At 67.2% G+C, this 13496-nt stretch carries 1 protein-coding gene (cut by a window edge); it reads left to right on the forward strand.

The features are described from left to right. Positions 1 to 13496 carry part of the coding region annotated (locus ON23_RS23640; protein ID WP_157170272.1) for an MFS transporter on the forward strand (this coding region is incomplete at its 3' end). Its footprint extends 21446 nt past the window's final position, so 13496 of the 34942 annotated nt are shown.

A 13496-nucleotide genomic window follows, 5' to 3' on the forward strand; every position in this document is an offset into this window, starting at 1 on the left:
GTGGACGGTTCGTTGTTCAGCCCCGTCGTCGAGCTGCGGAACACCTTCGAAAGTCTGCCCGACATGCTCCGGCGCCCGATCGAGATGGTGGTGTTCGGCGGCGAACTCCCGCGCGCCGACATCTCCGAGATGCGCCGGATGGCCGCCGAGCTCCGAGCACGCGGGGAGGAGCTGGACGGACACGCCAGAGATATCGAAGCCGTTCTCGCGGAGGAAGATTCAGTAGGCGAGCTGGCCGACCGACTGCGCGACGCATTGCGATCGTACGGAAAAGGCGCGGCCCAGCTCGGTAACGACGCGGCCACCCTGGCCGACCAAGCGCAGGCGGCCGCCAACGACGCGGAGAAGTGGCTGTGCGTGATGTTCACGTTCGGTATCCACCTGGCGTGGCGCATCTTCGGTGTGGTGAGCAGCGCCGCGGCGGCGGGACCGGCCGGCTCGGCCGCCGCCGCGCCCACCGTGGACGCCATGCTCGTCGAGGGACGCGGCGAGGTAACGGCCATGCGGGCGAGCCTGGAACGGGCGATCCAGGCCGGTGCGGCGAAGGCGGCTACTCGGCTGGCCGCGGCGGGCCCGTTGCAGTTCGCCACCATGCTGGGCAAGGCGGCCGCGCTGCCCGTGGGCGTGGACGCGGGGGTGCAGGCGCTGCAGGTCGCCACCGGCGATCGCACCGCCGACATCATCGGATCGGACGGATCGAATCCGACCGGCATCGATCTGAAGTCGATCGAAGTCGCGGCCTTGGCGGGGATGGGTGGAGCGGCGGGCGGCATGCTCGCCGGAAAGTTCGCGCCGATGGTATTTCCCGGGATCGGCAGCAGTCGCTTGGCCATGGGCCTGGTGCACGGCACCGCCGGTGCGATATCGGGTCTGGGTGCGGCCTCGATGGTGGCCGGTTGGCCGCAGCACTACGACCAGGTGCTCGCGCCGTTGCTCAACGGCGCATTCGCCGGGGGCGTGCATTCCCGCGGCGGCGCCCCCGTAAGGACCGTCGACGGCGGCGGGACCTTCACACCACCCGACGCGTTCGCGGCAGGGCAGGACGGGAAAGCCGGCACGCCGCGGCGGCCGGTCGAGGTGTCGGCGGAATCGAAACGGGCGTGGGCGGACGCGCGGAAGGCGTGGGGCCCGACCGCGGAGCCCACGAAGACCGCAGGTGAGCGCGGCGGGCCTCGCGCCGAGGTCACAGCGGAGACCGCGGCCGCGGAACCACGCCCACGCAGCGAACGGGGTGCATCGATCGGAGCCGATGGCCGCCAGTCCGGGCAACAGGTGCGTCCGCCGTCCTCCGACGCTGCCCCGACACGGTCGGGCACGCATTCCGAGACAGCTGCTCCGGGCGAGCGGCCAGCGGCCGAGAAACCGGTCGCCGCCGCGAAGCCGACCGCGCCCCGATCGGTCGACGCGCTGGGCGAAACCTCGCCGCCGCCGAAGCTCCCCGCGAGCGCGACGCCACGCCCGGTGGGCGAGGTTCACGAAAAAGCCGCCGCCCCAGGCGAAAACAGTGCGCACGCGAAACCCAGGCCGAGCCCGGCCGGAGAACACATCGCGGTCGCGGACGGCACCGCGACATCGGCACGACCCCATCCGGTCGCCGAGGGTGAAGCCGGTTCGCCGCCGACGGCTCGCGACGCGCACGAATCGCCTGGTGGTGCGGAGCGTTCGGTCCCGCAGCGGGAGGCGACCGCCGAGCAGTCCGGCCCGGAAAGTCCCGAGCACTCGGGCCGGACCGAGACGGACGGCGCTGAAACGCCCGTCGCGGAGCAACATTCGTCCTCGGCGCACGATGAGCACAGTGGTCCGGCCACCGATCACGACAGTCTCGCCGACGACGCCGGTCTGCCACGCAGCGACCGGGACCGGGCGGTCGATCTACTGATCGACTTCCACGCGGCTTCCGCCGACCATGTTCCGGAAAGTCAACGCCTGCACAATCTTCCGGACGACGTGCTGATGGCCGGCCTGCACAGCGGCGATGAGCACCAGTCGTTGCTGGCGACGATGGAGATCATCCGGCGCGGCACGATCAGCGAGAAGGTGCCCGGCGGCATGGTGCTGCGGGTCGAACAGGCCGAAGCCGTTTACGCGATGAAATGGCGTCCGGTGGAAATGAAACCAGGCCAGGGCAAATCGCTGGTATTCATGGCCGCCGCAATGCAACGGGCGGTGCAGCACAAATCGGTTCTGCTCGTCACGACGACCGATGGGCTGGCCAATCGCGAAGTCGACACGTATCGGAAGTTGCTGACCGACGATCGAGACGTCGCCGAAGTACGACAGTTGTTGGGCGACTTCGGGATCGACGTGTTTCGCGCCGACCAGCAGAACGGCTTCGGACCGATCACGGAGGGCCGGCCGGCGATCGTGGTCGCGACCGGCGAGACGGTAGGGCATCTGTGCAATGCCGGTAACAAGCCACCGCGACATGCGTTGATCGACGAGATGGACGGAATCATCGACCGGGGCGAACGGCAGTTCCTCCGGTCGGAAGGTGCCGAGCAGGCGGCGCCGGAGGCAACCGCCAAGCAGGTATTCGATGCCCACGATTTTCTCACCGAGGCATTGGCGAAAGGGGCTCTGTCACACGAGGATTTCGGCCTCCGGCGCATCTCGGAGGAAGTAGGAGAGCATGCCGACGGGACACCGGAGGTCATGCACTGGTACGACGGTCAGCCCGAACTCACGCCCGAGGGCCGGGCGAAGGTCGAGGCACTGCCCGGCGGAAAAGACTGGCTGGACGGAATGGGCGCCTCCCGGCTGGAGACCGCGGCCCACGCCGAATTCCTCGTCCGTGCAGGCGTCCACTACGAGATGGACGCGGGCAAGATCGTCATCATCGACCAAGCCGAACACGGTCTGCAACGAAACCCGAAGACCTCGAGCGAATCACGGTGGAGCGCGGAACCGGGCAAGGCGAGTCTCGCCCAGGCGATCGAAGCCAAGGAGTTCCGGGCGGCCGAGGCCCGAGGAGAGAAGGCCGAGGCGCATCGGATCGTGGTGCGCGCGGACGCGGAGTCCGCCAAACGCATCGATTCGGTCGAAATCTACCGCGTCGGAACCGAATCCTTCTTCGATGAAGTGACCGGTGCATCCGGCACCCTCACCGACCTGAACCCGGTACTGAAGAAGATCTACGGTCTGCAGGAGGCCCACGAGGTCGCACGGTCGCAGACACATCGGCTGGTGGAGGGACAGCATGATGTGGTCGAGAGCACCCATGCCAAACTGCGCGCGATCGCCGAATACGCGAACGAGATGCGGGCCGGAGGCGAGGGCCGGTTCCAGGAGATCCTGTGTCACCGCAACGATCTGGTCGCCCGGCAGGTCGAGGCACTGGTGCGCGCAGGAGTGCCCCGAGAGGCGATCGAAGCGGTCGATGCCAAGCGGATCATCGGCTGGGGTGCGGACTGGGAAGCCCAGTTGCAGAAGGTTTTCGACGAAGCTGGTGAGCAGGGCAAGATCCTGGTGATCAACCGGCAGGGCCAGCGCGGTGTCGACATCTCGGTGTCGGAGGCGGTGAAGGCCAAGGGCGGCATGCACGTCTGGATGACCGAGGCCCCCGAGCAGTCCTACATCCACGAACAGGCCAAGAATCGCACCGCGCGCAACGGCGACCGCGGCAGCGCGCAAGTGGTGATGTCGACGCAGGACGCCCTGATCCGCAATGCCATGCACCTGCGCGGGGTCCGTGAGGCGGTCGTCGTCTACGAACAGGCCGTGGCCGCCCACCGGGCCGATCCGACGCCCCGGACCCACGACGCGGTCGTCGCGGCGAGCCATGCCATCCGTGAGATGACACCGGAACTGCAGCAGCGTGCGCTGCGGCACTCCACCGCGGAGTTCATCCGCCATCACGCGAGCGCCACATACCTTCCCGCCCTCGCCGTCGCCGAGGCCGAGACCGGGCACTACCGCGACGACACCGACTTCGGCCGCCCGGACGGGCCGGTGGACCGGACGGCCCGCTTGGCCGGGCTGCTGGGCATACCCGCGCCGGTCGTCGCCGATCATCTGACCGTTCTCGAACGCGACGGTGCCGTCGATCCGTTGCGAGAGCTGCTGGAGCAGAACGGAATTCCGTCTGCGGCGGTGGAGGCCCTCCGTCAACACGTCGATGCGACCGCGCCCGCGACGGTCCTGCAACGCGCCTTGTTCACCGACGAACAAGCGCTGGACCACCTGACGCCCCTGCGGAATCGGCTAGCCGTCGAGCTCGGTGTGCCGATCGCCGATATCGACGGTGCCGAAGGTATGCGCACCCTCGATCCGCTGCACACTCGGGCACGCGATGCCCTGGCAGCAGCCCTGGGCTACCCGGCCGCCGGCATCACCCCGATCATCGCTCGCGACATCCTCGGCGAGGCAGTCGATGACAACCTGACCGCCGCGAACGCCGGACAACTCGCCGCCCGGGACGATCCGGCTGCGATGGATTCCGGGTCTGTCGATTCCGGGGCGGCGGATTCCGGGTCGGCGGAGCTGGACGCTCGGGATCCGGAGGCCGAAACCTCGCGCGCCGATGATCGGACGGACGCCGACATCATCGCCGCCGCGTCACAGTATCTGGCCACCGCGGCCCTGCTCGATCTGGTCGTGCAGATCCACCGCCGCAGCCCCAACAGTTGCGTCAACAACGCCGTGACCGGCATGCGAGTGTTGTGCCCCGGCAACGCCCGCCGTTTCGAGATGCCCGCCGCCACACTGGGGGGCCACGGACGCGATGTGGTGCGAAAAGTGTTCGGCGCCAAGCTCCAGGAAACGGATTCGCTGGAGCAGGTCGCCGAATCATTGAAGTCCCGGCCGGGTGGGATCAGCGTCCTGGTCTACAAATGGAAGGACACCCGAGCGTCCGGCAGCACCGATGCCGACGACCATATGGTCTTGCTGGTCAACGACAACGACTCGATCGACGAACCGAACCTGGTCGTCGTCGACCTGGCGGCCTCGCGCGACGGTGACACCGCGAACGACTACGGTCCCGGGGACCTGCGAAACCGCCGCACGTTGCTGAACAAAGCCGTCGGATTCGATGAATGGCGCCGCGAGCAGAAGAAGTTCATCGACCGGTTGCCGGTGGAGAAGCGGCTGTTCGAAACCATCGAGTTCGATCGCGACGGCAACCTCGTCGCCGATCCGCGCATCGGCGCCCCGGCCGCCGAGAGCCTGCCGCGATCCGAGCAGGTCGTCGCTCCCGCCGCCATGGTGGACGCGATAAACGCGATCAGCGCGGGACTACCGGACCTGGACATGGCCGTGCCGGTCCGATCGGGTGCCCCCCGAGACGGGGCGAACGACCCACGCCGAGACGAACGGTCACCGGCCGGCAGCAGGCCGTCGGAGAACGCGGCGGATCCGCCGTCGCCGACCACCCGCAAGCAGGACCCGGTGCGGGAGGCCGACGCGGCACTCACCAACCGCCAGGAGAGTTCGGCAACGCTGCATCGAGCACGGCGCGGTGACGCTGCGGCATTCCGGGAACTGCGGGAGCGGTACGGCGAGCAGACATTTCGACGCGTGCTCGATGCTCTGACGCCGGGCACCAAACCTTCGGCCGGCCCTGAAGCCGCTCGTCTGCGGACCGTGGCTCAGTACATCAACGGGGTGGTCTTTCGAATCGCCGAGACCCGGCGCTGGCCGGTCGCTGCGGAGGAGGACATCGGAACCTGGATTCGCGACGTTGCGCAGCTTGCCGCGGGGGCATGGTCCGGCCTGACCCCAGCACAGCGCCGGATCATCACCGAAGCGATCACCTCACCGCGACGAGACCGCACACCGTTGCAGCGCGGGGCCTTCGGGGCGTTCGTTCGGTCCGTCCAGGCGCTACTGCCGAGCGAGCTGGGTCCTGAAGCGCCGGCGCACGACCTGACCGATCATGAGCTCCAGCTGATCCGGATGGTCGCCGCCGGGTTGTCGAATGACGCCATCGCACGTCGGCTGGATCGCTCGGAGAGCCGAGTCAAGTTCTACCTCAAGCAGATCGGCGACAAGCTCGGGGACAACGGCCGGGCCGGCATAGTATCGGCCGCGCGAGAGCTGGGGCTGCTCGCGGACGACGACATCGCGGAGTCGCTCGGAAAACCCTCGAACCTCGAAGTGACCGCACGAGAAGTATCGATCCTCGCAAGCGTCGCCGACGGCATGTCGAACAAGGCGGTCGCGGCGCAACTCGGATTGTCACCGCTCACGGTGAAGGCCCATCTCGCCCGCATCGGCGGCAAACTCGGCATCAGTGATCGCGCCGGGATGGTGGCGCGGGCCTTTCACGCCGGCCTTATCACCACAACCGACAGCAGCCCGGGTATCGAGTGGTCCGATGCGGAACGCGAGGTACTGGGGCTGGTTGCCGAAGGGATGAGCAACAAGGAGATTGCAGTCCTTCTCGGGCTTTCACCCGATCAGGTGAAGAGTCGGCTGAACCGGCTCGGCGTCAAGCTCGGCATTCGGGATCGGGCGGGAATGGTGGGCAAGGCGCTGCGCACAGGTGGCCTCGTGCTTGCCTCCGATCCAGCGGAAACCGATTCCCGGGCGTTCCAGGGCAGGGATTCGTTGTCCGAGACAGAGGCCATGATTCTCGGGCTCGTCAAACAGGGCAAGACGAACCGGCAAATCGCGGCGGCGCAAGGGATCTCACCCACAACCGTCAATGCCTACCTGATCCGTATCGGCCTCAAGCTGCGCACGAGCGGACGAGCGGCTGCGGTGGAGGAGGCAGAGAACCGCGGCATCGACTTGACCGGTGAGCAGCTCGACGCCCGGTCTACGCCCGATGACCCCGCATCCGGGGAAAATATCGGACGTCGCCCGATCGGCAGTCGACCGCACGATGCGGAGGAGGCGGACGCAGGCGGTCCGAGCGAATTCCGTTCCGCGACAACCGCGCCCGACGGTTTCCGTACTGCGCTGTCGAGGGCGTTGTGGGGGTCGGGATCGTCGGTCGAATCCGCCGACGCAGCGGCGCCCGATACGGAATCGAGGAATCATTCACCGCAAGAGCGCAGCATGCTGGCGGTCCTCGACTACGTTGCCGGGGCAGCGTCCGGCTACGTCGCCGCTGCGGTGAGCGAAGGGCTCGAAGCGTCTGTGGTCGAGGCGATTCGAGGGCTCGACCCTGCGGACCTCGAAGCCATGCTCCTCGATCTCGGTGCGGCACGCTCGTCCGTCGAAGGCCTTGTGGCGCGGTTTACTCGGATCCAGATCCAGGGAGCGATCCCGAGTGCGGCACCGTCCGCGTTGCCCGACGTCGACGACTATCTGGTGCGGGTCAGCGCCCCGGACGGTTCGGACAGCTGGCGCACGAGGCGGCTGGTGCGCCGGATCATGGAGAACTGGTCACACGCCGGCGAGGTGGGATGGCCGGACACCGATCAGGTCGACTCGGCCGAGTTGCTGGTGTCGGAGTTGGCGGGCAACATTCCGCGTCACGCCGGAACTCACGGGTTCGTGATCGCGACGGTGACCGAAGGGCCCGACGGTCCGGTCATCCGGGTCGGAGTTCGCGACTACAACCGCACCCTTCCGGGGTGGCGCGACCCGGACGGTGACGCCGAATCGGGCCGGGGTGGCCCGTTGTTGTCGATGCTCGCGACCGATTACGGCGTCGTCGAGCATGTCGACGGGAAGACCGTGTGGTTCGAGCTCCGCGGTGAGCGACCCGGCGGTGACGATCGAGCCGGCGACGACCTGGACCGTCTGAGCGCACTGTTCCCCGACCTCGACGACGATTCGACGGACCCACCTTCCGGCGGTACGGACGGCCGGATCGGCAGCGCGCCCCACAGCCCGCGTGTGACCAGGTTTCCGGCGCTTCTCACCGAGGGCCTGAACGCCGGTGTGGTGCGCCGGGAACCGCTGTCGGGAGGGCAGGGGGTCAGCGTCGAGCGGGTCACGTTCGGTAACGGCTACCAGTGCGACCGGGAGGTCTACGACGACGCCGGCGATGCCGCGAAACAGTGGCTGACCTCACAGATCGCCGGTGGGATGGGCGCGCCGGTCGCCGCCACCCACCCCGCAACCGACGACCCCAAGGTGCTGTACCGGGAAACCGTGCCCGGCGGGGCGGCGAATACCGTTCTGCCGCAGCGGATGTCACGGGCATACGATCTGGGATTGGTCGGCGATGATCCGGCGAGCGAAGGACTCGCGGCGTTCGGCCCCGTGGATCGTGGATATCTGGATTCGGCTTCCGGTGAGCTGCTCGGCCTGCTGGACGCGGTCACCGGGACTCGGCGCAGCACACAGCACTGGAATATCGGCCCGGACGGTGAGGTGACAGGCGGGCGGACCGCACTCGACACCGAGCAGGCCGTGCCGAGCCCGTTCGCCGCCAAGTTCATTCGATATGTCGATGGTCGTCCGGTGTGGCAGAACCACCCGATTTCGCGGGCGGTCGTCACCGCGATGCGAGAACAGGTTTCGTACATCGCGGATCGACTGGCGGACTTCTCCGAGGCGCAGCGGAAGGTGCTGACCGACGCGCACCAACAGGTGCTGGCCGAACTGGTCCGAGCCGAGCGGCATGCGGCGCACACGCCGCAGGAGACGGCGCACGTCACCGGATTGAGCGCCGATGCGCAGGCCAAGGCCCGGTTGGTCGAAGCATTCAGTCTCGACCATCCGTATTTCGTGATCACCGGTTTCGATCATCCCGATGTCCCAGTCGATGCGGTCGAGGAGATTCTGGAGACGCTGGACGAGTTGCTCTCTCGATTCCGGTATGCCCCCGACCTGGTCGAGCACATGACCAATATTCGCGAACTGCGCATCGAATTCATGGATGCCCCGGGCGACAACGCCCAGACCTTCGGCCCGGCGGGCAGCAAACGGACCGTGTGGATGAGGCTGAACCTGTCCCGAGTGGCCGACCGAACCCGGGCGCTCGACACCGATGCGGAAGACCACAGGACCGGGGCTCACCCGACCAGCGGACGGTCCTATCGCGACGACGTCATCCACGAATTCGCCCATGCGATCGACCAGGCAGCCGAGGAGAGCCTCCGCCAGGACGTCGACGGCGTGCTGCGACGTGCTTGGGCGTCGATGCGAATCGAAGGACAGCTCACCGAGCCGTTCGAGGAATGGCTACGGCGCCTCCCGGGCGCGGCCTTCACCGATCGGACGAAGTCCACGCTCGACGTGGTGGAGGCGATCGCGGTCGGGTTCGCCGCTGTGGAGATCGACGGCCCCGTCGTCGGCAGTCCGCAATGGGTGATCCACCAGTTCGTCACCACCCTGCGCCCACCGGAGATCTCTCCGGACCTCGTGGTGAATCTTCCTCCCGGCGAAGCGGATTCGGGAGCCGCCGCAACGGACCAGACCGGACGCGACGACGTCATCGGCAGCAGGCCCTCGGAGAACGAGGCGAACCCGCTGCGCCACGACTCGATCGGTGCCACGCTCGCGGATGCGGGTTCGGCATACGAGCGTTACCGGCACCGGCTCGGTGAGCAGTACCGGGACCTGGCCGAACAAGTTGGTGCGGTGGCCGGAGGACCGCTGTCGACGGTCCTGCGGCCGGAGTTGCGGCCGGTCCTCGATCGCGCCGTCGACATGAACGGGGACGTGGGCGTGCCGGCCGACGCCGACCGGCTCGTCCGGCTCGCCTGGCGTCTGCAATGCCTCGACGAGCTGGCCGGTCGCGTGTGGGCCGAGGCGCGGCGCCGGTCCGTCACCGAGGCCGAGGGCAGCGCCGAGGATATGGCCGCGAGTCGGCGAGTCCCGGCGCACCGCCTGGAATCTCTGACCGCCGCGCTGATCGCTCACGACGACGCAACCGAATCCTCCACGCTCACCGCACAACTGGACGACGAACTAGCGCAGCTATTCGGCAGGCCACCGGGCTCGCTGGCGACGGACTTTCCGCGCGACGCCACCGTCCGGGATATCGCGGGAATCGATATCCGCAGTGTGTCCGGCGTCCTGCCGCCGGATGCGGGCGCGCTGGTCAGGCATGTCGACGCGACCGGTGTCGAACGCTTCCTGATGGTCAGAGAATCTCCCCGTCCCAGTGGTTCGCCCGCCGACTGGCGGTCGCCGACCGTCGCGGAGGCGGTGGCCTTGAATGTGCGGGCGACGGGTTCGGTGACGTTCACCGATGCCGGAGTGGCGGTGATGGAAGCCGCCGTGCGTTTCGCCGCCGGTATCACCGAGGGCCGGATCACCGACGCCCGGTGGCTGACGGCCGGTGAACTCGAGGTGGAAAAGACCGCAGACCGGTTGCACGCATGGTTCGTGGATACCCTCCCGGCCGCGCGGGACACGTACGACGAGGTGCCGCCACCGCGCGATGTTGCCGGCCGCGTCGCGCGATCCGCCTCCCGGTTGTCGTTGAACACGAACGATATCGAACGCCTGGTTCGCGCGGTGGCCGCACGGCCGGTGACCGAGCACGCCGATATCGTCGAGTTCTTCGATCAGCTCGTCGAGTGGGTCGAGGAGATCAGGATGGCCGACGCCTCCGCGGCGATCGGCGATCCCGAACTGCTCGACAGCTCGCACAAACACCAGATCTGCATCACCCTCGCCACCCATCCCGACATCCTGGACGCGCTGTCCACGCCGATAGGCTACGAGGCCGTGCTCGATGTCGCGCACACTCCGGGTTGGAGTATCGCCGGGATCGCTGCTCGAGTGGAATTCTTGGCGGAGGCCGAGATCCGTGCGGCTCTGCGGCGGGCCGATGCGAACAATCCAGATTTCGCTCCCGTTGTGCGCGGAAGTCTGGGTCTGCCATGGGTGGACGATCTCGGCAGGATCGGCCGGGAGCTGCGTCGCCTGGCTGACATACCGGCGGGGGCTCTGGATCAAGCCCTACTGATAATGATCCGCCAGTTCGTGTCGAAGAGCGCAGATCCCGACGCTCCGGAAACAACCGATCTGCGCAGCGCGAGGATGGTCCTCGATTACCAGGCCTGGAGTTATCTGGTTGCCCTGGACGACAATTCCGCGAGCGCAATCCGGCAAAGCATCGCAAACGACTATTTGCGGTCGGGGCGAATCGGAGAATTTTCGGAGGAAATGCAGGGTGAAGTAACGTTCACCGAGCAGCAGCTGCGCGAGGTCGAGGACCTGTACATCGACCGCGCGAGCCCTTTTTCATTCTCCAGATATTTCACTCTGGCCGCGGCGCTGTCGCCGAGCCGTCGGCCGCCGACGATCAGCGCGGCCATGGAATTGGTCGCTGACGTGCCGGTGGAACTCGCCCGGTCTGTGCGTGCCGTCTTGGCCGATGACGAGCAAGGCGGAGAACACACAGTACTCGGCTTGCGGGGCACCGGGGCGGCAGTGCTGCCCGAATTGAAGGCTGTTGCGCGAGCCTTCGTGGCCGAGGTGAAGACAGCGCATCTCTCGCGGGAAAGCTTGACGAAAGTGCGGTCGTCGGATCTTCTCGCCGGCGTTCTGATGGCCGTGACCAGATTTTCGACGTCCGAGTGGCACCGCGGCGATACCGCGTCTTTGCGGGAGTTGCTGGCGTATTTCGACCGGGCGACGGCCGACGGGCGTATCGCGGCGATGCCCGCGGAATACCAGCCGAGTGGCGTGGTGGAGATCGCCAAGCTGCGAACCGGGTCCGGGCCGCAATTCACCGAGGATCTACTGACGCGTTTCTCGCGGCTGGCGGCGAATCTGCGTGCCGCGCATTCGGCGATGACCGATGCCCGGCGTCCGATCACCCAACTACTCGGTGAGCTCGGGCGCGCCATCACCGAGCACATCTCTGCGTTGGAGCGTTCGCTTGCGTCGGGCAGGCTCACCAACGGCGCCGTGATGAACGATGTGGCGCGCCGGAAAATGGGAGCTCTCGCGCAGGAGCTGCGTCAACTCGTCGCATCAGAATCCGGTGGTGTGAATCCTTTTCCGGCATTGCGTTCACTCAAGGATTTCGAGAACAATTTCCAGCTGTTGGCCGGAGTCGGTGAGTTGCACGACCACCTGCGGACGATTTGTTTTGCGTGGGCGATGCAACAACAACCGGAATGGATCGATCGGCTACGGGATATCGGCACGGGAGAGCCGACGCTCGACGATATCGTCCTGGTCCAGGAATTTGTGGATCATATTACGAACCGCGAGGTGTTCTCACACTACTTCTCCAGCCGTAACGGCGCCCGCGCTTTCGGTCGAATGACCAGTGCTATCGCGCTCGAGGAGGCGATAGCACGCGCTCAGGGGGTCGGTGTCGCGAGCGCGACGACTCCGCTGCGGTTCATTCCGACACGTGGGCCGTTGCTCGAGCTTTCCGGACATATCGCCAGCGCCTGTTGGGCGGGCAAGTTTCGCTCTGTTGCCGAAGCGATGCCGAATATGACGGCCGCCTGCATCGTCCGCAATCCGGAAGACCCGGACCGCGCCAGGCTGGAGGGAGCGGGCCTGCTCATCGAAACCACCAGCACATCCGGTGTGCCCTTGCTCCTCATTCGCGGTCTCAATCCCCTGGAGACCTATATCAATCATGTGTCGATCGATGATTTCTATCGCGCATTCGTCGACTGGGCACAGGGTATTGCCGCAGCTCGCGGCCGTCACCTCGCAATCGTCATCGACGGCGCCAGCGGCCGAGCCGCGACCAACCGCCCCGCCCTGTTCCGGTACCTCGACGACATCCGCCCGACGCTGACTCCGGTCCAGGTGGATCCGGCCGACACGACCTTCATCGGTTACGACGTCAGCCGATCGGCCTACCTCGTCGAGCCCGCCGCCAACGCCGGTCGGCAAGGGCTGCCGCGGCCCGACGATCGCATCGGCAGCAGGCCGGCGGAGGAACTCGGATCGCCCGACGATACTCTGCGGTCGTTGTCGGAGCCCGAAGCGGTTCTCGGGTGGGTCCGTTCGGCAATGCCTGCTGCGGACAACGGAAACTCCGACCGCCGCGCGCTGATCGATCACCTGCGCGACCGCGCCGCCTTCGCCCATCCCGCCACAGGATTCCGGCCACCGGACGGGTGGCTCGCGGACAACCGCGATATGCGTCGCGGCCACGCCGCGAAGGCACGGGAGATCGCCGACCGATTGGAGTCCGATACGTCCTATGGGCCGGCCGAGGCTCATGACGATGCTCGGTTGCACGCGGCCGAGATGCGCGAGGAGTATGACGGTTTCCGCTGGCAACTGGTCGTCTCGGGCGCTGACGTTTCTGATCCGGTTGCCCTGGCCGCCGCGGTCGCGGCTCAACTGCCCGACGAGGACTCGAAGCCCGCGCACCGGGACATCATCGCCGCGGCGGCACGCCTGGCCGAACTCGCCCGGATCACTGCCGGGGACGACGCCGCATTCGTTGTCACGTCAACCCAGGACCCCGATGGCCGACACCGCTTGGTCGCCCAATTGGATTACACCCGAGGCACTCCCACCGACGCCGATCCCGGACTGACCGTCGAGGAGTTGCGTCGCGGACTGTCCGATGTGGACGGCCGCATCGACCTCGACACGGCCGAGCCCCTGCCGGAGGGCCAGATCTGGCATCGGGTCCGGCTCGACCTCACCAGACAGCGAATTCTGGT

Source organism: Nocardia cerradoensis NBRC 101014, assembly GCF_000308535.1.
In the GTDB taxonomy this organism is placed as follows: Bacteria; Actinomycetota; Actinomycetes; order Mycobacteriales; family Mycobacteriaceae; genus Nocardia; species Nocardia cerradoensis.